The organism is Methylobacterium sp. J-067 (genome assembly GCF_022829465.1).
GTDB lineage: Bacteria > Pseudomonadota > Alphaproteobacteria > Rhizobiales > Beijerinckiaceae > Methylobacterium > Methylobacterium litchii.
Map to the genome: position 1 here is coordinate 660,520 of NZ_JAKSXZ010000146.1, position 26,024 is coordinate 686,543.

Consider the following 26,024-nt stretch of genomic DNA (forward strand, 5'->3'; position numbering starts at 1 on the left):
CGCGAGTTCCAACCGCCGCCGTCCGAGACTGTGATGCCCACCCCCGGCTTCAATCCCGCCCTCGTGGCCCTGTCGGTGGCGATCGCGATCTTCGCCGCCTACACGGCCCTCGATCTCGGGGCGCGGGCGCGCGGCGTCGCGGACGGCACCGTCCGCTCGGGTTCCCGGGGGCTCTGGATCGCCGGGGCCGCCGTCACGATGGGCGGCGGCATCTGGTCGATGCACTTCATCGGCATGCTCGCCTTCGAGATGGGCATGCCGACGGCCTACGACCTCGGGCTGACGGTCCTGTCCTTCCTCATCGCGGTGGGCGTCACCGGCGCGGCCTTCGCCTTCGCCGGGCGCAAGGGCGCCGGCCCCCGCACCGTGCTCGTCGCCGGGCCGCTGATGGGGCTCGGCATCGCCCTGATGCACTACACCGGCATGGCCGCGATGCGGATGCCCGGCCACGTCGCCTACGATCCGGCGCTCGTCGCCGCCTCGGTCGCCATCGCGATCCTCGCTTCCACCGTGGCCCTCTGGCTCGCCTTCCGCCACAACAGCGTGAGCGAGAAGGTGATCGCCGCCGTCGTCATGGGGCTCGCCGTCGCGGGGATGCACTACACCGGCATGGCGGCCGCCACCTTTTCCGGGGATCACGGCGCCCACCCGGCCGCGCACGGCCTCGCCGCCGCGCCCCAGGCGCTGGCCTTCGCCGTGGCCGGGGCGACCTTCCTGATCCTGTTCGTCGGCATGCTCGCCATCGCAGTGGACCAGCATCGCATCCAGGGCGAACTCGCCGCCAGCGAGGCCCGGTTCCGCGCGGCCATCGCGGCGGTGCGGGGCGTGCTCTGGACCAACGACGCGCAGGGCCGGATGGTCGGGCCGCAGCCGGGCTGGGCCGCCATCACCGGCCAGACGCAGGAGGAGTACAGCGGCTTCGGCTGGGCGGAGGCCGTCCACCCGGACGACGCCGCCCCCAGCATCGCCGCCTGGAACGAGACCGTCGCCGCCCGCAGGACCTTCGTGTTCGAGCACCGGGTGCGGGCGAAGGACGGCGGCTACCGCCATTACGCGATCCGCGCCGTGCCGGTGCTGAACCGCGACGGCACGATCCGCGAATGGGTCGGCGTCCACACCGACATCACCGCCCAGCGCGAGGCCGAGTCGGAGTTGCGCGAATCGAACGAGGAGATCCAGCGCTACGCCTACATCGTGAGCCACGACCTGCGGGCGCCGCTCGTCAACATCATGGGCTTCACGAGCGAATTGGCCGAGACCCGCGCCGAGTTGCAGAGCGTCCTCGCCGGCCACCCGCAGGCGGAGCGGATCGACGCCGACCTCGGGGAGGCGCTGGGCTTCATCGGCGCCGCCGTCACGCGGATGGAGCGGCTGATCGCGGCGATCCTGAAACTCTCGCGGGAGGGGCGGCGGCGGTTCGAGCCGGAGCAACTCGACATGTCGGCGGTGATCCGGCGTCTCGCGGACGCGACGCACCATCAGGCCGGCTCGCAGAACGCGGTGGTGAGCGTCGCCCCCGGCTTGCCGGCGATCGTCGCGGACCGGCTCGCCGTGGAACAGATCTTCGGCAACCTCCTCGACAACGCCCTCAAGTATCTCGATCCCGCCCGCCCCGGCCGCGTCACCGTCACGGCGGAGGCCGTGGGCACGGAGCGGGTGCGCTTCGCCGTGGCCGACAACGGCCGGGGCATCGCCCGCAACGACCATGACCGGGTCTTCGAGCTGTTCCGCCGCTCCGGCGCGCAGGACCGGCCGGGGGAGGGGATCGGCCTCGCCCACGTCAAGGCGCTGGTGCGGGCGCTCGGCGGGCGCATCGATCTCGACTCCGAGCCGGGCCGGGGCTCCACCTTCACGGTGACGCTGCCGCGCGGTGCGGCTATGGAGCGCGGGGCGGCGGCGCCCCTGTCGATGGCCGCCGAATGAATCGAGAGCCGGACATGCATCCCGTCTGCATCGTGATGATCGAGGACGACGAGGGTCACGCCCGCCTCATCGAGCGGAACATCCGCCGGGCGGGGGTGAACAACGAGATCGTGCCGTTCCGCGACGGCACCTCCGCGCTCACCTACCTGTTCGGGCCGGACGGCTCGGGCGAGGTGAGCCAGCGGCGCCACCTGCTGATCCTCCTCGATCTCAACCTGCCGGACATGACCGGCATCGACATCCTGGAAAAGGTGAAGGCCAACGCGCACACGCGGCGATCGCCCGTGATCGTGCTGACCACCACCGACGACGCCCGCGAGATCCAGCGCTGCTACGATCTCGGCGCCAACGTCTACGTGACGAAGCCGGTGAACTACGAAGGCTTCGCCAACGCCATCCGCCAGCTCGGCCTGTTCTTCTCCGTCATGCAGATCCCAGAGACCCCATGACGACAGGTCCAGGCGGCCCGGCCCAGCCCGCCACCCGCATCCTCTACATCGACGACGATGCGGGCCTCGCACGCCTCGTTCAGCGCAGCCTCTCCGCGCGCGGCTACGCGGTGGAGCACGCCGCCGACGGGGAGGCGGGCCTCGCCCGCCTGCGCCAGGGGGGCATCGACCTCGTCGCCCTGGACCATCACATGCCTGGCCAGACCGGCCTCGATCTCCTGCCCGAGATCCGCGCCCTGCCGGACGCGCCCCCCGTGGTCTACGTCACCGGCTCGGAGGACAGCCGCGTCGCCGTCGCCGCCCTGAAGGCGGGGGCGGCCGACTACGTGTGGAAGGACCTCCAGGGCCAGTTCCGCGAATTGCTCGGGGAGGCGGTCGCCACGGCGCTCGGCGCCGAAGCCATGCGCCGGGACAAGGAGCGGGCCGAGGCCGAGGTGCGCGCCGCACGCGACCGGGCCGAACTGCTCCTGCGCGAGGTGAACCACCGGGTGGCGAATTCGCTGGCCCTGGTCGCGGCGCTGGCGCGGATGCAGACCACCGCCGTCGCCGACCCCGCCGCCAAGGCCGCCCTGGAGGAGATGCAGGCGCGCATCTCGGCCATCGCGGGCATCCATCGCCGGCTCTACACCTCCGAGGATGTGGAGGCGGTGGAACTCGACGCCTATCTCGGCAGCCTCGTGGAGGAGCTGCAGGCGGCGATGAAGGCCGCCGGCCGCGACCACGCCATCCGCCTCAGCGCCGATTCCGTGCGGCTCGCCACCGACAAGGCGGTCTCGGTGGGGGTCGTCGTCACCGAACTCGTCACCAACGCCTACAAGTACGCTTACCCGCCGGAGGAGCCGGGCGAGATCCGCGTCGCCCTGCGGCGCATCGCCGACCGGCTCGAACTGGCGGTGGAGGACGACGGCGTGGGCTGGACCGGCGAGGGCAAGCCGCGCGGCACCGGCCTCGGCTCGCGCATCGTCAAGGCGATGGCGACGAACCTGCGCAGCGCCCTGGTCTACGCCCCCGCCGCGCGGGGCACGCGGGCCTGCCTGTCCTTCGAGGGCTAGGCCGGGGCTTCAGTGCCCCGAGCCGCGCAGGAACATCTTCACGCGCTGGTCGGCGTTGGTCAGCCGCTCGCCGATGCCCCGGCGGATGCATTTCTCGACAGTGTCGCCGGTCATGAAGCCCACCGTCCGGCCCTGCGCGCGGCAGGCATCGACCGGGGGCCACGCCACCACGGCGGCGACGGTGCCGATCACCACGAGGCTGTCGACCAGGAGCCAGCCGAACCAGCCCAGGCGGAAACGGCCGGTGGCCACCTCCTCCTCGTCCTCACGCGGGCGGCGGCGGTCGGGATAGGCGCCGCTCTCGCTCACCCGCGCCATGCGGGCGCGGAAGCGGGCCTCGTCGAGCTTGTCCGATTCGGAGGAGAGGGGTGACGCCATGATCCGATCCGATCAGTCGATGATCCGCCGCAGCGCCGCGAAGCCGTCCTGGGCGGTCGTGGCGTTGCCGATCATGGTGTGGCGCGCGCAGGCGCTGGCGCCGATCATCGAGGCCCAATCCGTGAAGGACGGGCGCGCCTGGCAATCGGCGAAATAGCTGCCGAACAGGAACAGGCCGAGGGGCATGAGGAACAGGGCGAGCTTCACCAGGGTGAAGACCCGCCGGAGGCCGCTCCTGCGACGGCCCGGACGACGGCGCGGGCGCTCGTCCCACTCCCACTCCGCATCCTCGTCGCGCTCGTACCCGCGCATGCCCCGACCCTCGGCGATTCGCACGCACAAGTTGTCATCCCCGCGTGAAGGCGGGACTAAGCAGCGTGGTTAAGGCGGGGTTCTCAGGCCGCGAGCGCCCGGCGCACGGTGGAGCGCAGGTCGGCGAGGGAGAAGGGCTTCGTCAGCACGTCGGTGACGATGGCGTCGAGCCCGCGGGCGCGCTCGCGCTGGTCGGCGAAGCCGGTCATCAGCAGGATGGTGAGGTCCGGGAAGTCGCGCTTGGCGGCCAGCGCCAGGGCGATCCCGTCCATCAGCGGCATGCGGATGTCGGTGAGCATCAGGTCGAAGGCGCCGCCGGCCTCGTTCAGGCGGTCGAGCCCGTCGCTGCCATCGGTGGCGGTCACGACGGCATGGCCGTCGATCTCCAGCCCCCGCTTCAGGAAGCCGCGGACCGTCTCTTCGTCATCCACCAGAAGGATGCGCGCCATGATGAACCGGATTCGTCCCGCTGCGACAAGGAAGTAGGCTATTCCCGCCTTTAGAACGCGGGAGGAACCCTTTCCCTGTCAAGACAGAGGGCCCGCAAAAGCTGCTTCGCAGCGCAGCAAAACGCCAAAATGTCGCGATCTCAGGTTCCGCCGAACAGATCGGGGTCGGTGTTTCCGTAGTCTACCACACCGACGAAGGGCAGCTGCCGGTAGGCGTGGGCGGCGTCCATGCCGTAGCCGACGACGAACACGTCGGGGCAGGTGAAGCCGACGAACTCGGCGTCGATGGAGACCGCGCGCTTGCCGGGCTTCTCCAGCAGCACCGCCGTCAGCACCCGCTTGGCGCCGCGCGCCATCAGCAGGTCCTTGGCGAACACCACGGTGCGGCCGGATTCGAGGATGTCGTCCACGAGGAGCACGTCGCGGCCGCGCACCTCGCTCTGCACGTCGCGCAGGATCTCGACCTGCCCGGTGGAGACGGTGCCGGTGCGGTAGCTCGACAGGTGCACGAACTCGACCTGCGGCGCGAGCCCGACCCGGTGCATCGCCCGCAGCAGGTCGGCGGCGAACATGAAGCTGCCCTTCAGGACCGCCACCACGAGAAGGTCCTGCGGTTGCGTCGCGAGGATGTCCTTCGCCAATTCGGCATTGCGCCGGGCGATGGCATCCTCGTCGTACAGGGTGCGAACGGGCTTGACGGGCATGTTCATGATCGGTCTCGTCCCGCCTCTCGCCGGGCGGCGCCCACGAGGGCCGCGTGCGGAACGGATCGGGTCGCCGACTTGAAGGATGGTACCACCGCCCCGGCTCGAACGGGGGACCCCCAGATCCACAATCTGGTGCTCTAACCAACTGAGCTACGGCGGCACTGGCGGGGGGTGTATCGCGGGTCCGAACGTATTTCAAGGCGAGTGTCGCCGTTTCGGACCCCGCGTTTCACAGCATCGGCACGCCGCCCGTGACGGGGATCAGCGCGCCGGACATGTAGCTGCCCTCGCGGGAGGCGAGGAGCACATAGGCCGGGGCCAGTTCGGCCGGCTGCCCGGCGCGGCCCAGCGGCGTGTCGGTGCCGAGCTTTTCCAGTTGCTCCGGGCTCTTCACGATCGGCTGGATCGGCGTCCAGACCGGTCCCGGCGCGACGCAGTTCACGCGGATGCCCTTCGGCGCGAGGAGGTTCGACAGGCCGATGGTCAGGCTGGCGATGGCGCCCTTGGTCGCGGCATAGATCAGCATGGTCGGGTCGGCGATCTTGGCCTGCTCGCTCGTGGAGTTCACGATCGCCCCGCCCGGCTTCATGTGCGGCACCGCCGCCTGGGCGAGGTAGTACATGGCGAAGACGTTCGCGCGGAACGAACCCTCGATGTCGCTGGCCTTCAGGTCGTCCAGGCCCTCGTTCACCACCTGCGCGGCGGCGTTGTTGACGAGCACGTCGAGGCGCCCGAACGCTTCCACGGTGCGGTCCACGAGGGACCGGCAATGGGCCTCGTCGCGGATGTCGCCCGGCAGGAGCAGGCAGCGCCGGCCCGCCTTCTCGATCCAGGTCTTCGTGTCCTCGGCATCCGATTGCTCGGATTCGAGATAGGAGATCGCCACGTCGGCGCCCTCGCGGGCATAGGCGATGGCCACCGCCCGGCCGATGCCGGAATCGCCGCCGGTGATGAGTGCGGCCTGGCCCGTCAGCAGGCCCTTGCCGACATAGCTCTCCTCGCCGTGGTCGGGCCGGGGCGTCATCTTGGAGGTCAGCCCCGGCCGGGGCTGCTGCTGGTCGCCCGGATAGGGCGGCCGGGGACCGGCTTCGCGTGGATCGTTGGTCATGGTGTCGCCGGTCCCCGTCGCGCTCAGAACGACCGGGTGCGGGTGGCGTGCGGCCGGCTGTAGCGGCGGCGGATGACCTCGATGATCTTCGGCAGCAGGAACGCCATCAGGATCTTGCGCATGGTAAACCTCGCGTCACAGATATGTGAGCGGGTAGCGCACGAGACTCGCCGGAGTTCCGTTCAGAGTTCGAGGGTCAACGTCACGGGGGCGTGGTCGGACGGACGCTCCCAGCCGCGGGCCTCGCGCAGCACGTCGACGGCCCGCACCGTGCCCGCGAGGTCGGGGGAGACCCAGGCGTGGTCGAGGCGGCGCCCCTTGTCGGCGGCGTTCCAGTCGGGGGAGCGGTAGCTCCACCACGTGTAGATCTTCTCGGGCTCGGGGGTGAGGTGGCGGGCCGCGTCGATCCAGCCGGCCTCACCCCGCAGGGTTTCGAGCGCTTCGGTCTCGCCGGGGGTGTGGCTCACCACGTCGAGCAGTTGCTTGTGCGACCACACGTCGTGTTCGAGGGGCGCGACATTGAGGTCGCCCACGAGGATCGCCGGGCCGGAGGGACGCCTGCCGCCCCAGGCGCGCAACTCCTGCAAGAAATCGAGCTTGTGCGCGAATTTCGGATTGAGGTCGCGGTCGGGCACGTCGCCGCCGGCCGGGACGTAGAAATTGTGCAGGACGAGGCCTGCCGCCTGTCCCGCCTCCGGCCCCAGCACCGCCGAGATGTGGCGGGCATCGGGCTTGCCGCAGAAGCCCATCACGTCGCGGGTGTGGAGCGGCAGGCGCGAGAGGAAGGCGACGCCGTTGTAGCCCTTCTGCCCGGCGAACACGACGTGCTCGTAGCCGGAGCCCCGCAGCGCCTTCAGGGGGAAGGCGTCGTCCGGGCACTTGGTCTCCTGCAGGCAGAGGACGTCCGGCTTGTGCTCGGCGAGGAAGCGCAGGACGAGGTCGATGCGCAGGCGCACCGAGTTGATGTTCCAGGTGGTGACGGAGAGGCGCACGGAGGTCCGGTCTACTGGCGTTGCGAGGACTGGATCGCCTGCTGCGCCGCCTTGTCCTCGGCCCGGCCGTAATTGATGAAGAACAGCCCGGCCTCGACCGGCTTGCCCTTCTGCAGGTTCGAGAGCTGCACGGTGGTGACGTAGCCCTGCGGATCGGTGATCCGCCATTGCGACAGGGTCTTCACCTCGGGGTCGAACAGCAGCTGGATCCGCGAGGTGCCGCCGAAGGTCGCCCGGTCCTCCAGACTGATGCGCACCCCGGCCGGATCGTTCGACACGTCCGTCACCGAGAGGTCGCGGGCGAGGTCGATCTTCTCGCGCAGCAGGAATTTCAGCGGCGTCTGGGCGATGAAGTACAGGTCCTGGGTGGCGAGCTTCTTGTCGCGCACCGCCACCGACGTGCCGTCCGCCACCACTTCGAGGGGGGAGGGGGCATCGTAGTCGAAGCGCAGGCGGCCGGGCTTGGCGAGCGTCAGCTTGCCGCCGATGCGCCGCCCGTCCGGGCCGATCTGCATGAACGCGCCGGTCAGCGTCGAGATGCCGTTGAAATAGGCGTTGGCCTGGGCGAGCACGGTCGCCGGGTCGGCGGACTCGGCCGAGACGGGGGCAGGCGTCGCCACCGTCGCGACTTTGGGTTCGGGCGCGTGGGCGGGCTTCTCGGCCGCCCGCTCCGCCGCCTTGGCGGCGCCCGGCTTGATGCTGCCGGTCTTGTCGGTGGGCTTGTCCTTGACCGATGCGGCCTTGGCGGCGTCCTTCGGTGCCGCCTTCTTGGGCGCGGCCTCGGGGGCGGCCTGCGGCGCCGCCTCGGGCTCGGGCGTCGGCTGCTCCTTGCGGCCGCCGAACAAGCCGTCGAGGAACGACTGAACCTGCGCCTGCGCCGGAAGCGGCGCGAGCCACAGGCTCGCGGCGATCAGGGTGCCGGCTTGGCGGGTGCGGCGGCCGATCATCCAGGGACTCCTTGCACCGCGTGCGGTGCCGGCTCGGGCGGGATTGCGGGGGCGGAGCCCGCTTAGAGCCCCGCCCTGTGGCGAAGATACGACCGGTTTCAGTCGTCGTCGTAGGCGACGCCAGCTCCGTGGGTGCCGCCGTTCACGAGGATCTCGCGCTTGCCGGCATGGTTGGCCGGGCCGACGATCCCCTCGATCTCCATCCGCTCCATGATCGAGGCGGCGCGGTTGTAGCCGATCTGCAGCCGGCGCTGGATGTAGCTGGTCGAGGCCTTCTGGTCGCGCAGCACCACCTCGATCGCCTGCTTGTACAGGTCGTCCGAATCGCCGCCCGTCGCCGCCGCGAAGGCGCTGATGTCGAAGACGGGGGCGTCCTCCTCCGGCTCCTCGGCGCGCTCGGCCTTCTCGGCCGCCTTGCCGCGACGGCCGGTCTCCTTCGGCGCGTCCTCTGGCGTGTCGTCGGCGGTCACGGCGTCGAGGTAGCTCGGGCGGCCCTGGCGCTTCAGGTGCGCCACGACGCTCTCGACCTCGTTGTCCGAGCAGAACGGCCCGTGGACGCGGGTCGTGCGCCCGCCGCCGGCCATGAACAGCATGTCGCCCTGGCCGAGCAGCTGCTCCGCGCCCATCTCCCCGAGGATCGTGCGCGAGTCGATCTTGCTCGTCACCTGGAAGCTGATCCGGGTCGGGAAGTTCGCCTTGATCGTGCCGGTGATGACATCGACCGACGGGCGCTGCGTCGCCATGATCAGGTGGATGCCGGCGGCACGGGCCATCTGTGCGAGGCGCTGGATCGCCCCCTCGATGTCCTTGCCCGCCACCATCATCAGGTCGGCCATCTCATCGACCACGATGACGATGTAGGGGAGGGCCGACAGGTCCATCTCCTCCTGCTCGTAGATCACCTCGCCGGTCTCGCGGTTCACGCCGGTCTGCACCGTGCGGGTGATGGTCTCGCCCCTCTCGCGGGCCTCCTTCATCCGCGCGTTGTAGCCGTCGATGTTGCGCACGGCGATCTTCGACATCTTCTTGTAGCGCTCCTCCATCTCGCGCACGGCCCATTTGAGGGCGATCACCGCCTTCTTCGGGTCGATGACGACGGGGGAGAGCAGGTGCGGGATGCCGTCGTAGACCGACAGTTCCAGCATCTTCGGGTCGACCATGATGAGGCGGCACTCCTCCGGCTTCAGCCGGTAGAGCAGGCTCAGGATCATGGTGTTGATGGCGACCGACTTGCCGGAGCCGGTGGTGCCGGCCACCAGCAGGTGGGGCATCCGGGCGAGGTCGGCGATGATCGGCTCGCCGCCGATGTTCTTGCCCAGGCACAGCGCCAGCTTGTGCTTCGAGTCCACGAAATCCTCTGAGGCGAGGAGTTCGCGCAGGTACACGGTCTCGCGCACCTCGTTCGGCAGTTCGATGCCGATGACGTTGCGGCCGGGGACCACGGCGACGCGGGCCGAGACCGCCGACATGGAGCGGGCGATGTCGTCCGAGAGGGCGATGACGCGGCTCGACTTGGTGCCGGGCGCCGGCTCCAATTCGTAGAGGGTCACGACCGGGCCGGGGCGCACGGCGAGGATGTCGCCGCGCACGCCGAAATCCTGCACCGTCTGCTGCAAGTTGAGGGCGTTCTGCTCCAGCACGTCGGCATCGACTTCCTCGCTGGCATTGGGGGCCGGCAGGGCAAGGAGATCGAGGGAGGGCAGCTCGTAATGCGCGTTGTCGAAGGAGGCGATCTCCAGGTGGCGCGGCGCCGCGATCATGCGCGGACGGGCGGCCACGAGGGGCAGGTTCGCCGGTGCGGCCTCCGGCGCGGCGGCGACGGGCGCCGGGATCTCCTCGACGGGGGCGGCCTGGATTTCGACCACCTCCGGCTCCGGGGTGGGCTCGGGGGCCGGGGCGGAACGGCCGCGCAGGAGCACGGGCCGGGGGGCGAGCGGGATCACCACCCGCTCCTCGCTGTGGGCCGGCATCGGAGCCGCGACGGGAGCCGCCACGGGGACGGGCGCCGCCGGGACGACCGGGGCGGGCTGGAAGCCCGCGCGGATCGCGGCCCGCGCCGCCATGGCGCAGGGCATCGCCGGCTTGCGCGGGGCCGGGGCAGGGACTGGGGCCGGAGCGGCGGCCTGATGCGGGCCGAAGACCAGGGACAGGCCGGGCTTCCCGGCGGGTGCCGCCACCGGCTCGGGCTCGCGCCCGTTGTCCTGCGCGTCGGCGGGGCGGGGCGGCTGGTCGAAGCGCACGAGGCGGTCGAGGACGTAGGCGGGCTTCGGCGGCAGGGCGCGCAGCAGCGAGATGTCGAGGGGCACGGCGACCACGGTCTCGGGGGCCGGCAGCGCGGCGGCTTCGAGTGCGGGAGCCGGGGCGTCGAGGGAGGCCCAGACATCGACGGAGGACCAATCGTCCCCGCCGAACCAGGGCTGCGCCTGCGACCAGTCGGACAGGTCGGACCAGTCGCGCGGCTCGGGCGGGGCGACCGGGGCCGGGACGGGCACGGGGGCCACGGCGACCGGGCGGCGGTCCGGGGTGCGGAAGTACCGGACGCCGGGATTGGCGACGAAGGGCTGCTGCCAGCGCGGCACGCCGGCCTCGGCCAGGAGGGATTCGGCGCGGGCGGGCTCGGCGGCGGAGGCCTCCTCGCGGGCGCGGCGCTCGGCCTCGACCACCAGGGCGGCGGCCTGCGCCTCGGCGCGGGCGCGCTCCAGGGCGACGCGCTCGGCTTCGAGCGCCCGCTGGCGGCGCTCCTGCAGCACGGAATCGGGCGTGCGGACGTAGCGCACGGAGGAGGCCTGCACCGGGGCGGCGGGGGCGGCGACCGGGAGGGGCGCGGGGGCGGCCGACGCGGCGGCGACGAAGGGCTCCTCCGGCGCGATGGCGTCGGGCCGGCGGGGCTGGCGCACCAGCACGCCGGGGGTGGAGGCCTGACGGTCGATGCGGCTCTCGGCGCGGGGCAGGGGCGGCATCGCCCGGTCATCGAACACGTCCGACGGCCAGGACGGCGCGGCGGGGGCCATCTCGTCCGCCCAGTCGGGGCGCGGGGCGCGCTCCAGGCCCTCGCGGCCGACCATGGCGGTGGGGGGCGTCAGCCAGCTCGGCTCGGCCCGGCGGCCGGGCGTGCCGTAGCCGACCCGCGACGGGCCGGCGGCGCTGCCCGCGAGGCGGCGGGTGAGGCTGGCGCGCAACGCCATCAGGCGGTGGGCGAGCGCCCCGAGCGACAGCCCGGAACGGTCACCGCCCCGCACCGGGCGGGCAGGGTCACGGTGGGAGTGCGGGGGTCGTCCCGATGCGCGCATGGGTTTCCAATGAGACGCTGGATACAGGGCCACCGGCCGTCGGCGGCTCGGCAGAGTTAGAAGCGTCAGCGTTAACGGGGGCTTTCGGCGCGGGCGTTCGCTGGAGCGAACCGGCGCTCCATATTAAGGATGCGCGGAGTTTCGGAGACGGGCCGGTACGTGTCGAACCCAAGCGAGTCCCAGACGGCCTTCCGGTCATTGTACCGGCACGGCTTCGCCCGCGTCGCCGCCTGCACCGGGCGCAGCCATCCGGGGGATCCGGCGCGCAACGCCGAGCAGATCCTCGCCCTGGCCGAGACCTGCCACGGGGAGGGCGCGGCCCTGGCCGTGTTCCCGGAACTGGCGCTCTCGGCCTACGCCATCGAGGACCTGCTGTTGCAGCAGACGCTCCTCGACGCCGTCGCGGCGGCGGCCGGCGAGCTTGCCGCGCGCACGGAATCCCTGCGGCCGCTGCTGATCGTCGGGGCGCCGCTGCGCTGGCGCCACCGTCTTTATAACTGCGCCCTGGCGATCCAGGGCGGGCGGCTCCTCGGCGCCGTGCCCAAGTCCTTCCTGCCGAACTACCGGGAGTTCTACGAGAAGCGCCATTTCGCCTCCGGCAGCGGGATCACGGGCGAGACGATCACGGTCGGGGGGCAGGCGATCCCCTTCGGCACCGACCTCCTGTTCGAGGCGCAGGATGTGCCCGGCATCGTGGTCGGCATCGAGATCTGTGAGGACCTCTGGGTGCCCCGGGCGCCGGGCATGGACGCGGTCCTCGCCGGGGCGACGGTGCTGGCCAACCCCTCCGGCAGCCCGATCACCGTCGGCCGGGCGGAGGCGCGGGCCCTGCTGTCGCGCTCGGCCTCGATGCGGGGGGCCTGCGCCTACCTCTACGCCGCCGCCGGCCACGGCGAATCGACCACCGACCTCGCCTGGGACGGGCAAACCAGCATCGACGAATGCGGCGAGCGCCTCGCCGAGGGCGAGCGCTTCGCCTGGAAGCCGGTGGCGACGCTGGCCGACATCGACCTCGACCGGATCGCCCAGGAGCGCCTGCAGGCCGGCAGCTTCGACGACGACGCCCGCGCCGCGCCCCCCGGCCCCTGGCGCCGGGTGCCGTTCCGGGTCGATCCTCCGGCCGGGGATCTCGGCCTCATGCGGACGGTGGAGCGCTTCCCCTTCGTGCCGAACGAGGCCACCCGCCTCGCGCAGGATTGCTACGAGGCCTACAACATCCAGGTCGCCGGCCTCGCCCAGCGGCTGGAGGCCACCGGCACCAAGAAGGTCGTCATCGGCATCTCCGGCGGCCTCGATTCGACCCATGCCCTGATCGTCGCCGCCAAGGCCTTCGACCGGCTGGGCTATCCGCGCTCCGACATCCTCGCCTACACGTTGCCGGGCTTCGCCACCTCGGCGGGCACCAAGGCCAACGCCCACGCGCTGATGAAGGGGCTCGGCACCACGGCCGCCGAGATCGACATCCGCCCCGCCGCCGAGCGGATGCTCGCCGACATGGGCCATCCCTACGCGGCGGGGCAGAAGGTCTACGACATCACCTTCGAGAACGTGCAGGCGGGCCTGCGCACCGATTACCTGTTCCGCCTCGCCAACCACGCGGGCGGCCTCGTGATCGGCACGGGCGACCTATCGGAGCTGGCGCTCGGCTGGTGCACCTACGGCGTCGGGGACCAGATGAGCCACTACGCCGTCAACGCCGGCGTGCCCAAGACGCTGATCCAGCACCTGATCCGCTGGGTCATTGCGACGGACGCCTTCAGCACCGAGGAAGGCCGGGTGCTCCGCGCCGTCCTCGACACCGAGATCTCGCCGGAACTGGTGCCGGCGGAGGCCGACGCGGCGCCCCAGAGCACGGAGGCCGCCATCGGCCCCTACGCCCTGCAGGACTTCACGCTGTTCTACACCCTGCGCTACGGGTTCCGCCCGTCGAAGATCGCCTTCCTCGCCCTCCATGCCTGGGGCGACGCGGAGCGCGGCGCATGGCCGCCGGACTTCCCCGCCGACAAGCGCATCGCCTACGGCCTGCCGGAGATCCGGCTCTGGCTCGGTGTGTTCCTGAAGCGCTTCTTCGCCTTCAGCCAGTTCAAGCGCTCGGCCATCCCCAACGGGCCGAAGGTGGTCGCGGGCGGGGCCCTCTCGCCCCGGGGCGACTGGCGCGCGCCGTCCGACGGGTCGGCCCGCATCTGGCTGGAGGAGTGGGCGCGCAACATCCCCGAAACCTGACCGTCACAAACGTGGCCCATTGTGCCATTATGAACACGGTCAAGCTGATTCTTCGCAACGCAGCGAAGATCGGCCTCCGAGGGCGGCCTAGCGGAGGGTTTCCGATGCGAAACTACAACCTCTTCCGGCTGACCGAGGTGGAGGGCCTGTGCTGCGCCGTCCCCGAATCGAGTGCGGTGCCGCCCTTCATCGGGTCCGGCCGTTGGACCTTCGGCGGCAAGCTCGATGACGGCTGCCGTCCGCCCCTCGACTTCGACGGCCGCGCCGCCGACACCGCCGTACGCTTCAACGGCTTCTACCTGTTCCAGACGGTCGACCGCCGCTTCATCGCGTGAGGCGGTCTGCGATCACGGCGAATATTCCTTAACTCGCGTTCGGCACAGTGGCCGTGTTCGCGCATATTGGAACTCGTCGCATGTCCATGGAACAACGAAGGCAGCCCCGCCTCCGGGTGTTTTTGAAGGGACGAATCCACTTCAACAACGGCTCGTCGAGCATCGATTGTCTTGTGCGCGACATGTCGAGCACCGGCGCGCGCCTGCTGCTGAGCGAGACCGCGACGCTGCCGGAGAAGTTCGATCTCTTCATCCCGCAGAAGGAGCGAACCTTCCGCGCGCAGCTGCGCTGGCGCCGGGAGGACGGGATCGGCGTGACCTTCGACAACGGCGCGGAGAGCCCCGAGACCGCCCCCGACCTGACCATGACCGCCCTGCTGCGCCGGGTCGGCGAGCTGGAGGCGGAGAACGCCGCCCTCCGCCGCCGCCTCGCGCAGATGATGGAGGCCGCCGCGCCCGCGATCTGACGGGCGGGAGGCCCGCTCAGCCGGCGAGCGCCGCGCGGATCCTCTCCGCATGGGCGGCGAGCAAGGCCGGGTCGGCCATGCCGCCCTCGTGGCGCTTCAGGGGCACGCCCTCGCGCCGGGGGATGATGTGGACGTGCAGGTGGAACACCGTCTGTCCACCCGCCGCCTCGTTGAATTGGAAGACCGTGAGCCCGTCGGCGGCGAAGGCCGCCTTCACCGCGCGGGCGACGGTCTGGACGCTGCGCATCAGCGCGGCGAGCGTCTCCGGCTCGGCGTCGAGGAGCCCCCGCGAGGGCGCCTTCGGGATGACGAGGGTGTGGCCCTCGCCTTGAGGCATCACGTCCATGAAGGCCAGGGTGTGCTCGTCCTCGTAGACCGTGTGCGCGGGCATCTCGCCCCGCAGGATCTTCCCGAAGACGTTGTTCGGGTCGTAGGCCGTGTCCGCCATGCTGCCTCCCAGTCAGGCCGGCACGATGCACGGCGCGGGGGCGGGCGTCCACTGGATGGGAACCGCTGCGAGGCCAAGCTCCTTCTCTCCCGGCGCCGACCGGGCGCGGGAGGGCGCGACGGGTGGCACACGAGAGCACGGGGGCGATCTACGCCGCGGCGGGGGCCAACCTCGCCATCGCGACGGCGAAGTTCGTGGGCGGCTTCCTCACCGGCTCGACGGCGATGATCGCCGAGGGCGTCCACTCGGTGGTGGACACCCTCAACCAGATCCTCCTCCTCATCGGCCTCAAGCGGTCCGTGAAGCCCGCCGATGTCCGCCACCCCTTCGGCTACGGGCGCGAGGTGTATTTCTACGCCTTCGTCGTGGCGCTGATGATCTTCCTCGGCGGCGGCCTGTTCGCCATCTACGAGGGCGTCGAGCGGATGCTGCATCCCGAGCCGGACAAGGATGCGCACCTCTTCGGCTACACGATCCCCGGCCTGTACGTGAACCTCGCCATCCTGGGCTTCTCCATCGCGGCGGAGGGCTATTCGTGGACGGTGGCGATGAAGCAGTTCTGGGCCGAGAAGGGCAAGCACTCGGCGATCCACGCGATCCGGCGCAGCAAGGATCCGAGCCTGTTCACCATCCTCGCGGAGGACACGGCGGCCCTGGCGGGCCTGCTCATCGCGCTGACGGGCGTGCTGCTGGCGCATGTCCTGGAGAACCCGGCCCTCGACGGGGCGGCCTCCATCGGCATCGGCCTCGTCCTCGTGGGGATGGCGCTGTTCCTGATGGTGGAGACCCACGGCCTCCTCATCGGCGAGGCCGCCGACCCCGCCCTGGTGGAGGCGATCAACGAGATCGTCCGCGACGAGCCGGGGGTGATGCACGTGAACGAGGTGCTGACCCAGCATCTCGGGCCGAGCGACATCCTCGTGAACCTCAGCCTCGACATGGCCGACGACCTCACCGCCGGGGCGGTCGAGGCGACGGTCTCGCGGCTCGACAAGGCGCTGAAGGCCAGCGAACCGGACGTGAAGCGGGTGTTCATCGAGATCCAGGCCAAGCCCGAGGGCGCACGGGCGGCCGCCGCCTGAGGCGTTGGCCTCAGGCGTCCCGGCCGACCTGATCGAGGCTGACCCGCCAGAGCCGCTCCTGCACCGCCTCGTCCCGGCTTTCCGCGGACGAGGTCTTGGGCTTGGCGTGGGAGAAGTAGCGCCCCGTCACGCCGTCGAGCTCCGGCGCGGTGGCGACGTGCAGCGAGGTGCGCGCGCCCTTCTCCGGGTTGATGAGGAAGGGGCGGACGAGGTTCCAGGCCATGCCGAACAGGCCGCCCGTGTTCTTGGCGAAGCCCGTATCGACCACGCCTGGATGCAGGCAGTTCACGGTGATGCCCCGTCCGGCGAGGCGCCGGGCCAGGGCGTAGGTGAACAGCACGTTGCCGAGCTTGGCCTGCGAATAGGCGCGCATCGGGCCGAATGACTTCACCCCGCCGAGGTCGGCGAAGTCGATATGGCCCCGGTAATGGGCCGCCGAGGCGACGTTGACGATCCGCGGCTTGCCGCCCGATCCCGCCGTCGCCGTGATCGTGTCGAGGAGTTCGAGGGTCAGCAGCACGTAGCCGAGATGGTCGAGGGCCCAGGTGCGCTCGATGCCGTCGACGGTCGTCTCGCGGCGGTCGAAGATGGCGCCCGCGTTGTTCACGAGCACATGGAGCTGCGGGCAGGCCGCACGGACCTCCTGCGCGAGGCGGCGGATCTCCGCCTGCGAGGACAGGTCGGCGCGGTAGGTGTCCACCCGCGCCTCCGGCAACGCCGCGCGGATCCTGTCCGCGCAGCCGGCGAGCTTGGCGGCATCGCGCCCGACGAGGCCGACCCGCGCGCCGCGACGCGCGAGCCCGAGGGCCGTCTCGTAGCCGATGCCGCCCGTCGCGCCCGTGACGAGGCAGACGCGCCCGCGCATGGGGCTAGAACACCACCTGCCCGACGGCGAAGGCGATGACCACGATCACGATCGCCACGATCAGGAACAGGCCGAACAGGATCCGCGCCAGCGAGCCCGCGCCCGACGCGATGCCGGTGAAACCGAGGCCACCCGCGATCAGCGAGATCACGAAGCAGATCAGGGCCCATTTCAGAAGGGTCATCAGGCAAACTCCCTTGGCCCGGCGGGACAGCCGGGCGAGTCACGCTCGCACGCTCAACCGGCGTGCAAGCGCGACTGTTCCGTCGCGCGGGCCCCGAACGAAGCCTTTATTCTCAGGCCGTGCGGGTGACGGGCTCGGCCGGCACGTCGGCGCGTTCCAGCATGATCTCGGCCAGGGTGTGATAGAGCCCGGTGCGGCAGACCGCCTTCGAGGCCGCGTCCGCGATCAGCGCCGCCACCATGAGCGGGATCATCAGGGCGTGGTTCTGGGTCATCTCGGTGACGATGACGAAGCTGGTGATCGGCGCCTGCAGCACCCCCGTCAGGTAGGCCACCATCCCGACGAGCACGACCGCGCCCACCGGCACGTCGGGCACGAACGGGTGCAGCATCCCCCCGAGCCCCGCCCCCACCGCCAGCGAGGGCGCGAACAGCCCGCCGGGGATGCCGCTCACCGAACTCAGCACCGTCGCGAGGAACTTCAGCGGCGCGTAGAGGAGGCTCGCTGGGGCGTCGCCGTGCAGGATGTTCCGCGCCTCCTCGTAGCCCGTGCCGTGGGCCGCCCCGTGCGTGGCGAGCCCACACAGGGCCACCGCGAGGCCGCAGGCGGCGGCGAACAGGATCGGCCGCCGGCTGACGAACCGGCCCGCCCGCCCCGGCAGGCCCCGGGCGAACAGGATCACGAGGCGGCTGAACGCCCCGCCCGCCAGCCCGCCGAGCACGGCGAGCACCGGGACGATCCAGCCGGCCGAGAGGGGCAGGACGGCCGGCGTCGTGCCGAAATAGGTGTAATTGCCCATGAGCCACAGGGAGGTCAGGCCGGCGGCGACGATGCCGGCCACGATCAGCCCGGAGGAGCGCGCCTCGTAGGCCCGGCCCAGCTCCTCGATGCCGAACACGATGCCGGCCAGCGGCGTGTTGAACGCCGCCGCCACCCCGGCCGCGCCGCCCGCCAGCAGCAGGCCCGGCAGCCGGTCCGGCGTCAGGCGGCCGAAGGCGGCCATGATCACCGCGCCGACCTGCACCGTCGGCCCCTCGCGCCCCGCCGAGGCGCCGCAGAGCAGGCCAAGGAACAGCACCATCACCTTGCCGAACCCGACCCGCAGGGAGATCAGCCCGTGGCGGAACCGGGCGTCGCGGGCGTGCCGCGCGGCGATGACCTGGGGGATGCCCGAGCCTTGCGAGTTCGGGAACACGGTCTTGGCGAGGAGCGCCGCCAGGGCGAAGCCCGCCGGGGTCAGCACCAGGGCGATGAAGGGCGAGGGGGCGGTGAGCGCCTTGAACCCCTCCTGCGCGAGGTCCGCGCCCTTGGCCATCACCACCGCCGCGAGGCCGACGCAGATGCCGCCCACGAGGAACAGCAGCCGCGAGCGCCACAGGGGGTAGGCGTCCATGGAGGCGGACCGGAGCCGGGCGATGGAGCGACCGGTACGGGAACGGACCTTCCGCTTCTCGACCGTCTCCGACTCCCGCTGCGCCGTCATCGCCGTCCTTCGTATCCCGCGTCGCAAAAGGCTTAGCGGGCCGGGGCACGGAGCGCGAGGGTGTTCAGCTTTCTGCCGCGCAGAGCTTCTCCACGGCTTTCGCATAGGATTTCGCGTCGAACTTCTTCAGCGAGTTCTCGCTCTGGTAGCGGACGGTGCCGAACACCTTGCGCTGCTGCCAGGGGCGGTCGTGCAGGCCGTAGACCCAGGCGACGTTGGTGAAGGAGTTCGCGTCCCTCCCGTCGAGGAAGTAGCGGTTGTTCAGGCGCAGGGTGCGGGCGAAGCCCTCCTTGGGCGAGGGCGACCATTCGAGGATCTTCTTGCCCCAGTACATCCGCAACTGGTTGTGCATGTAGCCGGTCTCGCGCATCTCGCGCATGGCCACGTTCCAGTAATGGTCGTGGGTCTCGCCGGCCGCGAGCTGCTTTTCCGTGTAGGCGTGCGGGCGCTCGTCCTTGGCGTGGTCGGCCAGCGTCTTGCGCGCCCAGTCGGGCACGGCCTTGTCGTACTCGTCGTAGCCCTTCGTGTAGAACACGTGGTTCATGGCGAGCTCACGCCGGACGATCAGCTCCTCCAGGTAGGCGCCGCGGTCATCGTCGTCCCCCGCCTTGGCCTCGCGGATGGCGAGCGCGATCTCGACGGGGGAGATCTGCCCGAAATGCAGGTAGGGGCTCATGTGCGAGGCCGCCGCCGCCTCGGGCTTGTTGCGCCCGGCGCCGTAGCCCTCGAACCCGTCCTTCAGGAACGCCTTCAGCCGCTTGCGCGCCTCGCCCTCGCCCCCCGCGAAGCGCTTCACCGGCCCGACCTCCCGGTCGAGGCTCATCTCCGCCAGCACCGCGTCCGGGTCGGAGACGTCGATCTCGCTCTTGAGGCCGAGTGCGTCCGCCTTGTGCTTCACGGGGCGGGGCTTCAGGTCCTCGATGAACGTGTCCCAGAGCCGGTTGAGCTTCGGCCGCAGGGTCCGGGCGGCGAATTCGTGCTTGTTCGAGGCGGTCTCGACCGGCACCACCACGTCGCCCTCGACCTGCACGATGCGGCAGCGGACCTTCTTGCCGATCTCGGCGTACCACGCCTTCTGGATCGCGAGATAACCCCGGTCGAGGACGAGGAGCGCCGCCTCGTCGGCGAGGTCGATGGCGATCTTCGCGGGGGAGGCCTTGCGCATCACGAAGGCGATGCCGCGCTTCTCCAGCCCCGCCTTCGCCTCCGCGAGACCCTGAAGCAGGAAGGCGTAGTGCCGGGCATTGGCCTCCGGGAAGCCGCTCTTGCCGTCGAGCAGGCCGAAACAGGCCACCACCGGCAGCTTCAGCCGGTTCGCCTCCTCGATCGCGAGTTCGAGGGCCGGGTTGAACCGGGCGCGGTTGGCCTGCTGCAGCAGGTAGAGGACGTAGCGGCCCTCGCCGTCCGGCTCCACGTCATTGAGCACCCGGACCCGCTCGCCCTGTATCGCCACACCGACCCCCACCGCGATTCGCCTCGATCGAGCTAGGGCGGCGCGGGGAGAAGGGGAGGCGGGACAGGCCGGGACGGCGGTTTCGTGACGCCACCTCGACAAGACGTCGCAGGGTTCGGCGGCGGAAATTAGCGATTGCCGGGGCTACGGCGCACTATCCTGAACCGTCTCAAGGTCCTGGAGCCTATCGTTCCGCCGTATTCGGAGCTTTCGTGAAGTGCGGGGGCAGCATTCGCGATCTGCGATTGCGCTGCGACATTTTCAGCACGGCCGATCCTGAAACTTGGCCGGTGCCAGTCCAGGCGTAAAATCTTGCGCCGAAAGCCCTTGTCATCCGGCGCGTCTGCACTCAATTTTGCATTGCGAGAGCGCGATGGCGTCGTTCTCTCGCTGCCCTCCTTGGGCGTTTCCTCCCTAGACTTCGGGCCGCTCCCTCGGGGGTGGCCTTTTTTCTTGGGCGCTCAGCGCGAGGGTGCCGCGCCGTTCCGCCGGCTCGCGGCGAGGGCGGCCGCTTTACCCGCCGCCTCGTAGAGGTTCAGCCGGGAATAGACGCCGAATTCCGAGCCGTCGTCGAGGAAGCCGCCGCCGGGCCCCTGGGTCTCGGTGAGGATGCGGTTCGCTTCGGCGAGCGACAGCTCCGGGAAGGCGGCCGTCAGCAGGTGTCCGGCCTCGGGGGCGAGGGAGGCGACGTCCTCCGTCTTGCCCGCCGTCTCGGGGTGAACCACTGGCAGGCCGTAGGTCTGGGTCGAGGCGTAGAAGGCGGCGTTGGCAGCCTCGTCCTTGAACCGGCTCTGGTCCTGCGCGGCGCAGGCGGCGATGTCGGCGCCGCAGGTCTGCGCGACGAAGGCGTCGAGTTCGGCGCGGGCAGCCTTCACCACCGCCGGGTAGTCGCTGAGCGAAACCGTCTTGGCCGTGTCGGCGCTGGCGGGGTCGAGCACGGCCGGGTTCACGCGGATCTGCCCGACATAGGCGGGATCGTTGGCGAGCAGGTGCGCCAGGGCGTGGAGCGAGGTCGCCCGGCCGCCGATCACGTCCATGGCGTAATGGGCGCCCACGACGATCCGGTCGTTGCCGTATTCGGCGGCGCGGACCACCATCTGCCGGTAGCGGCTCGGCACGAGGATCGCGAGCAGCATCGACTCCGTGGCGCCGTAGGTCGTGTGGCCGCTCGGGAAGGCCGGGCTGTCGGTGAGGTCCTGGTTCGGCCCGCGCAGCCAGTCGAGGCTGTGCGACGGATGGCCGAAGTAATCCTCGCCCCGGTAGGCGGTGAGGACGGGCAGGGTCTGCACCGGGCGGGCGTTGCCGAATGCGTCCGAGCCCGGCATGCCGGCGGGGCGGCCATAGGCGCGGCCGAACACGTCCGTCACGGCCCCGTTCGCCAGGATCGCCGCCGCCTCCGCGGAGACGGGCGTCTTCCCGTCCCGGGTCCCGTTGGCGAAGAGGTACTTGCCGGCGTTCGAATCGGACTTGGTGATGGTGTTGGTGTAACCGATCAGCTTGGCGAGGGCCGGCGAGACGCTGGTGAAGGTCTTGTGGTCGGAATAGCGCGCCTTGGCCTGATAGGCCTCGCCGATCCGCGTGCCGAGGCCGTCCGCGAGCTGCGTCGCGTTGCCGTCGGTGATGAAGCAATCCTTCAGGGCCAGCAGGCGCTGCTCGGGCAGCGGCAGCAGCGTCGGCTGCTTCGCGGCTCCGCTCTGGATGTCGCCCGTCACCGTCAGGTTCGCGGCGAGGGCCGCCTGGCCCGCCGGGCTCTGCGGCAGACGCGCGACGGCGGCAAGGCCCCGCAAGGCGCTGAGGTTGGCCTGGCTCTGCGCCAGCGCCGGAACCGACACCGTCAGGCACAGGGCCGCGAGCCCGAGGGCGGGGAGATGTCTCATGCTACGCTCCGCTGGGATTGCCTGCGGCCTAGGCCCGCCGCGTGACCGGCCTGTGACGCCTCAGCCCCGGGCGCGGGCGCGGATCATGAAGTTGTCGAAGGTGTATTCCGCCACCTGGAACCACAGGTACTCCTCGTTCCGGAACACCCGCAGGGCTTCGTAGACCCGGCGGAAATCCGGGTTCTTGGCGGCGAGGTCGGCATAGACCTCGTTGGCGTTCTTGAGCGCGGCCTCCATCACCTCCTGCGGGAAGGGCCGAAGCTGGGCGCCGGCCGCCACGAGGCGGCGCAGGGCGCGCGGGTTGCGCGCGTCGTACTTCGCCTGCACCTCCGCGCCGACCTGGGCGCAGGCCGCGCGCAGGATCGCCTGATAGGACTTGGGCAGGCTCTTCCACTTCTCGGCGTTGATCCAGACATGGAGCATCGCCCCACCCTCCCAGAAGCCGGGATAGTGGTAGACCGGGGCGACCTTCTGCAGGCCGAGGCGCTCGTCGTCATAGGGGCCGATCCATTCGGCGGCGTCGATCTTCTTCGATTCGAGGGCGGCATAAAGGTCGGGGCCGGGCACCGCCTGGGGCTGCACGCCGAACTTCGTCAGCACCTGCCCGCCGAGGCCGCCGATGCGCAGTTTCAGGCCCTGCAGGTCGGCGAGGCTCTTGATCTCCTTACGGAACCAGCCGCCCATCTGCGCGCCGGTGTTGCCGGCGGGCAGGCCGACGAGGCCCGCCTTGGCGAAGATCTCGCCGAACAGCTCGGCCGCGCCGCCCGCCTGCCACCACGCTGCCTGGCCGCGGGCGTTGAGCCCGAAGGGGATGGCGGTGGCGAGCGCGAAGGTCGGGTCCTTGCCCGCCGCGAGGGCGGCGGGGCCGTGCCCCATCTCCACCGTGCCGGCGGCGACCGCATCAAGCAGCCCCTCGGCCGGCACCGGCTCGCCCGGCCCCTGGACCAGGATCTGGAAGCGCCCGTCGCTGGCCTCGGCGACGATCCGGCTGAGCGATTCGGGGGCGCCGAACAGGATGTCGAGGGTCTTCGAATAGGCCGACGACAATCGCCAGCGCAGGTCCGGCGCGGCCTGCGCCAGGGCGGGCGCCGCCAGCGGCGCCGTCAGCGCCGCGCCGAGACCGGCCGAGAGGAGGCCCCGCCGGGCCGGGGAGGCGGGGCGGGTTGGGGCGTGCGTATCGTCCGAAGGCATCTCGTCCGGGGGCTGGTCGTCCGTGCGCAGGGAATGGGCCGCAGGGAATCGGCCGGCGTCGGTAGCATGGCCCACACTCGTCTCGAAACGGATCACCGGCCAAGACGGTTCAGCCCCGGTCGGAACTTTGCGCGGCCGTAAGAGGTCTCGTCGCTGTCCGGACGTTAGAACGAGCCGAATTCCGCAGCCGCGACCGAACGAGATCAGCGATGTCCAACCCCGCCCTCACCCTCCACACCGTCTGCGGCCTGGAGGAGTTGTCGGGGCACGGCGAGGCCGGGGTCAGCCACGTGCTCTCGCTCCTCGATCCCGGCACGCCCGAGCCGGTCGCCTTCGAGGGATACGGCGTGCATCGGCGCACGACCCTGCGCTTCCACGATTGCCTCGGCCCCGGCACCGACAAGCACGGCACGACCCTCGTGCCCCCGGAGCGGGAGGACGTCGCGGCGATCCTGGCCTTCGGCGGCGACCTGCGGGACGCCTCCCATGTCCTCGTCCATTGCCATTACGGCCTGTCGCGCTCGACGGCGGCCCTGCTGATGCTGTTCGCGCAAGGCGAGCCAGACACGGAGGCCGGGGCGCTGGTCGCGCGCCTGCACGCCCTGCGCGAGCCCGCCTGGCCCAACGCGCGGATGATCGCCTTCGCCGACGCGGCGCTGGGACGGGGCGGGGACCTGAGCGAGGCGGTGCGGCAGCTGCACGCCTTGCAACTGACGGTGCGGCCGCATCTGGCGGATTTGTTGCGCGGGCTCGGGCGGGGGCCGGAGGTCGAGGCGGCGCTTCGCTGACCGCAGGGCTCCGCCCTGCACCCGCCAAAGGGCTTGCCCTTTGGGATCCCTATTTGCCGGCGGGGGTGAAGCTGCCGTCCTTCCAGACATAGAGGACGTAGCCCTGGGCGGTGACGTCGCCCTTGGAATCGAACCCCACCGTGCCGAGCACGAGGTCGAACCGCTCGGTGTGCAGCGCCTGGGTGATCGGGCGCGGCTCCGTCGAATGGGCGAAGTTGCCCGCCGCCACCAGCGCCTGCAGCGCGGCGTAGCCGTAGATCGTGGACCCCGTGGGGTCGATGCCCTGCGCCTTGAACGCCCTCACCACCCCGGCGGCGGCCGGCTGGCGGCTCGGGTCGAGGTAGAAGGTCATCAGCACGCCGTTGCTCGCCGACCCCGCCACCTTGGCGAAGTCCGGCGTCGCGATGGCCGAGGTGCCGAACCATTGCGGCCGGTAGCCCCGGTCGGCGGCGATCTTGACGAGCCGGCCCATCTCGGCGGCGTCGCCCCCGTAATAGACCACCTCGATCCCCGCCGCCTTGAGCCGGTCGGCCAGGGCCTCGTCGTCCTTCTCGGAGGGCTGGAAGGACAGGAACAGCGCCTCGTTGACGCCGATCCGGTTCAGGTTGTCCTTCGTCGCGGCGGCGAGCAGCCGCGCGGGGGCGCCCTGGTCCTGCAGCAGCGCGATCTTGCGGTCGCGGAACCGCTCGGCCAGCACCGCCGCCGAGAGCCGGGCCTGGTCGTCGTCGCGCCCGCACACCCGGAAGATCGTCGGCAGGCCCCGGTCGGTCAGCTTGGCCGCCACGGAGGCCGCCGTGATCATCACGATGCCATTGGCCGCGTAGAGGTCCGAGGCGGCGATGGAGGCGTTCGAGCAGACATGGCCCACCACGAGCCGCACGTTCGAGCGGATGAAGTGGTTGGCCACCGCCGTCGCGGAATTCGAATCGCAGGCGTCGTCCTGCACGTCGAGGACGACCGGCTGCCCGTCGAGCCCGCCCATGGCGTTGGCCTCCCGGGCCGCCGCCTCGACGCCGCGCAGCACCTGCTCGCCCACGGCGACGTAGGGGCCCGAGCGCGGCACGGCGACGCCGACGGTCACGTCGGCGCAGGCTGGCCGGGCGAGGCACAGGCTGGACACGAGCAACGCGGCGGCGAGGAGCCCGCGGGCGGGGACGACACGTCCGGCTTTCATCGGGCTCTGCTCAGCACCCTCTTCGCAGGTTGCGGGCGGGGCCTCCGGCCCACGAGCCGCAGCCCTTACGCGAGGTCTTGCCAGAACGCGATTTCTTTTCCGTATCCCTCGGCTACTTCGCGTAGGTGTACACGGCCGCCGCCGAGGCGACAGGGCCGGTGACGCTGGTGAAGACGCCCAGCACCTTCTGGATCTCGGTGAACGGCGCGTTCGAGACGTAGATCAGGTCGCGGTTGCGCATCCGGAACGCCTGCGCCGTGAACAGGCTGTTGGGGTCGCGCATGTCGATCCGGTACACCACCGGCACCAGCGGCGTGCCCGTCAGCTTCGAGCCCGGCGCAAGACGCCGCACGATCGCCGCCGGCTCGAACCGGAAGATGAACGTGCCGGCCGGGTCGGCCTGGAAGTCCGACAGGCCCCGCGCCTTGGCCAGGGCCTGCGCCAGGGTGATCCCGTCCGCCGAGAACGGCAGTTCGGTCGAGTTGCCGAGCGCCCCCACCGCCAGGAAGGTCTGCGGGTCGCGCACCAGCGTCAGCACGTCGTTGGGCCGCAGGTAGATGTTCTCCTTCGGGTTCGACACCACCGTGGTCAGCGGCACCGTCGCCGTCACGGGACCGCGCGACAGCCGCACGAAGGTTTCGGAGACCGGCGAGCGCACGCCGCCCGCCGTGGCGATGACGTCGAGCAGGCGGTCGCCGTGGCCGGTGAGCGGCAGGCGGGCGCCGGCCACGGCCTCGCCGGTCACGGTGACGGTCTGCGAGATCGGCTTGGTGACGGAGACGAGCACCTGCGGCTGGATGGCCTTGCCGGCGAGTTCGTTCTCGATGAGCGCCTGCACGTCCTGCGG

General features: G+C 71.0%; 24 protein-coding genes, 1 tRNA gene and 1 pseudogene. 8 read left to right on the forward strand and 18 right to left on the reverse strand.

The window, feature by feature from the left end; translation table 11 throughout:
• Nucleotides 1-33 precede the first annotated feature (33 nt).
• The 3 genes from MKK52_RS26665 to MKK52_RS26675 are packed head-to-tail and all read left to right on the forward strand — an operon-like array spanning nucleotide 34 to nucleotide 3,424.
• Nucleotides 34-1,923, forward strand: a complete 1,890-nt coding sequence (locus MKK52_RS26665; RefSeq protein WP_243959672.1) for an MHYT domain-containing protein — start codon at nucleotides 34-36, stop codon at nucleotides 1,921-1,923.
• Nucleotides 1,924-1,937: 14 nt separating this feature from the next.
• Nucleotides 1,938-2,372, forward strand: coding sequence for a response regulator (locus MKK52_RS26670; protein ID WP_243959674.1), 435 nt, complete (start codon nucleotides 1,938-1,940; stop codon nucleotides 2,370-2,372).
• The gene (locus tag MKK52_RS26675; protein ID WP_243959676.1) at nucleotides 2,369-3,424 is read left to right on the forward strand and encodes a sensor histidine kinase; all 1,056 of its coding nucleotides are present in this window, start codon (nucleotides 2,369-2,371) and stop codon (nucleotides 3,422-3,424) included. Before MKK52_RS26670 ends, MKK52_RS26675 begins: the two co-directional genes overlap by 4 nt.
• A 9-nt stretch (nucleotides 3,425-3,433) precedes the next feature.
• On the opposite strand, the gene MKK52_RS26680 is transcribed toward MKK52_RS26675, so the two are convergent.
• From MKK52_RS26680 to MKK52_RS26720, 9 genes are all read right to left on the reverse strand, one after another.
• Nucleotides 3,434-3,802 carry a hypothetical protein gene (locus MKK52_RS26680; protein WP_243959679.1) on the reverse strand — a complete coding sequence of 123 codons (369 nt, stop codon included), beginning with the start codon at nucleotides 3,800-3,802 and terminating at the stop codon, nucleotides 3,434-3,436.
• A gap of 12 nt (nucleotides 3,803-3,814) precedes the next feature.
• Complete coding sequence (locus MKK52_RS26685) at nucleotides 3,815-4,114, reverse strand: hypothetical protein (protein ID WP_243959681.1); 300 nt, start codon at nucleotides 4,112-4,114, stop codon at nucleotides 3,815-3,817.
• Nucleotides 4,115-4,197: 83 nt separating this feature from the next.
• Nucleotides 4,198-4,563 carry a response regulator gene (locus MKK52_RS26690; protein ID WP_243928550.1) on the reverse strand — a complete coding sequence of 122 codons (366 nt, stop codon included), beginning with the start codon at nucleotides 4,561-4,563 and terminating at the stop codon, nucleotides 4,198-4,200.
• A 140-nt stretch (nucleotides 4,564-4,703) separates the two neighbouring features.
• Complete coding sequence (hpt, locus tag MKK52_RS26695; RefSeq protein ID WP_243959683.1) at nucleotides 4,704-5,273, reverse strand: hypoxanthine phosphoribosyltransferase; 570 nt, start codon at nucleotides 5,271-5,273, stop codon at nucleotides 4,704-4,706.
• Between the two features lie 80 nt (nucleotides 5,274-5,353).
• A tRNA-His gene (locus MKK52_RS26700) sits at nucleotides 5,354-5,430 on the reverse strand.
• A gap of 69 nt (nucleotides 5,431-5,499) precedes the next feature.
• Nucleotides 5,500-6,378, reverse strand: coding sequence for an SDR family oxidoreductase (locus tag MKK52_RS26705; RefSeq protein WP_243959685.1), 879 nt, complete (start codon nucleotides 6,376-6,378; stop codon nucleotides 5,500-5,502).
• A gap of 182 nt (nucleotides 6,379-6,560) precedes the next feature.
• Nucleotides 6,561-7,370, reverse strand: a complete 810-nt coding sequence (xth, locus tag MKK52_RS26710; protein WP_243959687.1) for an exodeoxyribonuclease III — start codon at nucleotides 7,368-7,370, stop codon at nucleotides 6,561-6,563.
• Nucleotides 7,371-7,381: 11 nt separating this feature from the next.
• Nucleotides 7,382-8,317 (reverse strand): LolA family protein, encoded by a 936-nt coding sequence (locus tag MKK52_RS26715; protein WP_243959689.1) that lies wholly within the window; start codon nucleotides 8,315-8,317, stop codon nucleotides 7,382-7,384.
• Nucleotides 8,318-8,415: 98 nt separating this feature from the next.
• Entirely contained in the window at nucleotides 8,416-11,502 is a 3,087-nt protein-coding gene (locus MKK52_RS26720; RefSeq protein WP_243959813.1) for a DNA translocase FtsK, read from the reverse strand.
• Nucleotides 11,503-11,766: 264 nt separating this feature from the next.
• On the opposite strand from MKK52_RS26720, the gene MKK52_RS26725 reads away from it, so the two are divergent.
• From MKK52_RS26725 to MKK52_RS26735, 3 genes are all read left to right on the forward strand, one after another.
• Nucleotides 11,767-13,830: an NAD(+) synthase gene (locus MKK52_RS26725; RefSeq protein WP_409564750.1), complete on the forward strand. Its 2,064-nt coding sequence runs from the start codon at nucleotides 11,767-11,769 to the stop codon at nucleotides 13,828-13,830.
• Between the two features lie 104 nt (nucleotides 13,831-13,934).
• Nucleotides 13,935-14,165 carry a hypothetical protein gene (locus MKK52_RS26730; RefSeq protein WP_243959693.1) on the forward strand — a complete coding sequence of 77 codons (231 nt, stop codon included), beginning with the start codon at nucleotides 13,935-13,937 and terminating at the stop codon, nucleotides 14,163-14,165.
• 80 nt (nucleotides 14,166-14,245) lie between these two features.
• Nucleotides 14,246-14,632: a PilZ domain-containing protein gene (locus MKK52_RS26735; RefSeq protein WP_243959695.1), complete on the forward strand. Its 387-nt coding sequence runs from the start codon at nucleotides 14,246-14,248 to the stop codon at nucleotides 14,630-14,632.
• Nucleotides 14,633-14,648: 16 nt separating this feature from the next.
• Here MKK52_RS26735 and MKK52_RS26740 read toward each other — a convergent pair whose 3' ends face one another.
• Nucleotides 14,649-15,080 carry an HIT family protein gene (locus tag MKK52_RS26740; RefSeq protein WP_243959697.1) on the reverse strand — a complete coding sequence of 144 codons (432 nt, stop codon included), beginning with the start codon at nucleotides 15,078-15,080 and terminating at the stop codon, nucleotides 14,649-14,651.
• Between the two features lie 122 nt (nucleotides 15,081-15,202).
• Here MKK52_RS26740 and MKK52_RS26745 point away from each other — a divergent pair, with 122 nt between their 5' ends.
• Nucleotides 15,203-16,162, forward strand: a complete 960-nt coding sequence (locus MKK52_RS26745) for a cation diffusion facilitator family transporter (protein ID WP_243959699.1) — start codon at nucleotides 15,203-15,205, stop codon at nucleotides 16,160-16,162.
• Between the two features lie 10 nt (nucleotides 16,163-16,172).
• Here the strand turns inward: MKK52_RS26745 and MKK52_RS26750 are convergent, their stop codons facing one another.
• From MKK52_RS26750 to MKK52_RS26775, 6 genes are all read right to left on the reverse strand, one after another.
• The gene (locus tag MKK52_RS26750) at nucleotides 16,173-17,027 is read right to left on the reverse strand and encodes an SDR family oxidoreductase (protein WP_243959701.1); all 855 of its coding nucleotides are present in this window, start codon (nucleotides 17,025-17,027) and stop codon (nucleotides 16,173-16,175) included.
• A 4-nt stretch (nucleotides 17,028-17,031) separates the two neighbouring features.
• Nucleotides 17,032-17,211: a DUF1328 domain-containing protein gene (locus tag MKK52_RS26755; protein ID WP_238247486.1), complete on the reverse strand. Its 180-nt coding sequence runs from the start codon at nucleotides 17,209-17,211 to the stop codon at nucleotides 17,032-17,034.
• A gap of 112 nt (nucleotides 17,212-17,323) precedes the next feature.
• Nucleotides 17,324-18,604, reverse strand: a complete 1,281-nt coding sequence (locus tag MKK52_RS26760) for a chloride channel protein (protein WP_409564754.1) — start codon at nucleotides 18,602-18,604, stop codon at nucleotides 17,324-17,326.
• A 154-nt stretch (nucleotides 18,605-18,758) separates the two neighbouring features.
• A complete protein-coding gene (locus MKK52_RS26765; RefSeq protein ID WP_243959705.1) occupies nucleotides 18,759-20,147 on the reverse strand; it encodes a deoxyribodipyrimidine photo-lyase in 1,389 nt (462 codons plus the stop codon).
• 461 nt (nucleotides 20,148-20,608) lie between these two features.
• Nucleotides 20,609-22,024 carry a phosphatase PAP2 family protein gene (locus MKK52_RS26770; RefSeq protein ID WP_243959707.1) on the reverse strand — a complete coding sequence of 472 codons (1,416 nt, stop codon included), beginning with the start codon at nucleotides 22,022-22,024 and terminating at the stop codon, nucleotides 20,609-20,611.
• A gap of 60 nt (nucleotides 22,025-22,084) precedes the next feature.
• Nucleotides 22,085-23,215, reverse strand: a complete 1,131-nt coding sequence (locus MKK52_RS26775) for a TRAP transporter substrate-binding protein (protein ID WP_243959709.1) — start codon at nucleotides 23,213-23,215, stop codon at nucleotides 22,085-22,087.
• A gap of 209 nt (nucleotides 23,216-23,424) precedes the next feature.
• On the opposite strand from MKK52_RS26775, the gene MKK52_RS26780 reads away from it, so the two are divergent.
• Nucleotides 23,425-24,003 (forward strand): tyrosine phosphatase family protein, encoded by a 579-nt coding sequence (locus MKK52_RS26780; protein WP_243959711.1) that lies wholly within the window; start codon nucleotides 23,425-23,427, stop codon nucleotides 24,001-24,003.
• 49 nt (nucleotides 24,004-24,052) lie between these two features.
• Here the strand turns inward: MKK52_RS26780 and MKK52_RS26785 are convergent, their stop codons facing one another.
• Complete coding sequence (locus MKK52_RS26785; RefSeq protein ID WP_243959713.1) at nucleotides 24,053-25,177, reverse strand: branched-chain amino acid ABC transporter substrate-binding protein; 1,125 nt, start codon at nucleotides 25,175-25,177, stop codon at nucleotides 24,053-24,055.
• A gap of 112 nt (nucleotides 25,178-25,289) precedes the next feature.
• Nucleotides 25,290-26,024 (reverse strand): annotated as a pseudogene (locus MKK52_RS26790) (sugar transporter); the annotation flags it as partial.

Coding starts and splice junctions, on each gene's coding strand:
- MKK52_RS26665 (WP_243959672.1), top strand. CDS start 34: ATGCCCACCCCCGGCTTCAATCCCGCCCTCGTGGCCCTGTCGGTGGCG.
- MKK52_RS26670 (WP_243959674.1), top strand. CDS start 1,938: ATGCATCCCGTCTGCATCGTGATGATCGAGGACGACGAGGGTCACGCC.
- MKK52_RS26675 (WP_243959676.1), top strand. CDS start 2,369: ATGACGACAGGTCCAGGCGGCCCGGCCCAGCCCGCCACCCGCATCCTC.
- MKK52_RS26680 (WP_243959679.1), bottom strand. CDS start 3,802: ATGGCGTCACCCCTCTCCTCCGAATCGGACAAGCTCGACGAGGCCCGC.
- MKK52_RS26685 (WP_243959681.1), bottom strand. CDS start 4,114: ATGCGCGGGTACGAGCGCGACGAGGATGCGGAGTGGGAGTGGGACGAG.
- MKK52_RS26690 (WP_243928550.1), bottom strand. CDS start 4,563: ATGGCGCGCATCCTTCTGGTGGATGACGAAGAGACGGTCCGCGGCTTC.
- hpt (WP_243959683.1), bottom strand. CDS start 5,273: ATGAACATGCCCGTCAAGCCCGTTCGCACCCTGTACGACGAGGATGCC.
- MKK52_RS26705 (WP_243959685.1), bottom strand. CDS start 6,378: ATGACCAACGATCCACGCGAAGCCGGTCCCCGGCCGCCCTATCCGGGC.
- MKK52_RS26715 (WP_243959689.1), bottom strand. CDS start 8,317: ATGATCGGCCGCCGCACCCGCCAAGCCGGCACCCTGATCGCCGCGAGC.
- MKK52_RS26720 (WP_243959813.1), bottom strand. CDS start 11,502: ATGGCGTTGCGCGCCAGCCTCACCCGCCGCCTCGCGGGCAGCGCCGCC.
- MKK52_RS26730 (WP_243959693.1), top strand. CDS start 13,935: ATGCGAAACTACAACCTCTTCCGGCTGACCGAGGTGGAGGGCCTGTGC.
- MKK52_RS26735 (WP_243959695.1), top strand. CDS start 14,246: ATGTCCATGGAACAACGAAGGCAGCCCCGCCTCCGGGTGTTTTTGAAG.
- MKK52_RS26740 (WP_243959697.1), bottom strand. CDS start 15,080: ATGGCGGACACGGCCTACGACCCGAACAACGTCTTCGGGAAGATCCTG.
- MKK52_RS26750 (WP_243959701.1), bottom strand. CDS start 17,027: ATGCGCGGGCGCGTCTGCCTCGTCACGGGCGCGACGGGCGGCATCGGC.
- MKK52_RS26755 (WP_238247486.1), bottom strand. CDS start 17,211: ATGACCCTTCTGAAATGGGCCCTGATCTGCTTCGTGATCTCGCTGATC.
- MKK52_RS26760 (WP_409564754.1), bottom strand. CDS start 18,604: ATGGACGCCTACCCCCTGTGGCGCTCGCGGCTGCTGTTCCTCGTGGGC.
- MKK52_RS26770 (WP_243959707.1), bottom strand. CDS start 22,024: ATGAGACATCTCCCCGCCCTCGGGCTCGCGGCCCTGTGCCTGACGGTG.
- MKK52_RS26775 (WP_243959709.1), bottom strand. CDS start 23,215: ATGCCTTCGGACGATACGCACGCCCCAACCCGCCCCGCCTCCCCGGCC.
- MKK52_RS26780 (WP_243959711.1), top strand. CDS start 23,425: ATGTCCAACCCCGCCCTCACCCTCCACACCGTCTGCGGCCTGGAGGAG.
- MKK52_RS26785 (WP_243959713.1), bottom strand. CDS start 25,177: ATGAAAGCCGGACGTGTCGTCCCCGCCCGCGGGCTCCTCGCCGCCGCG.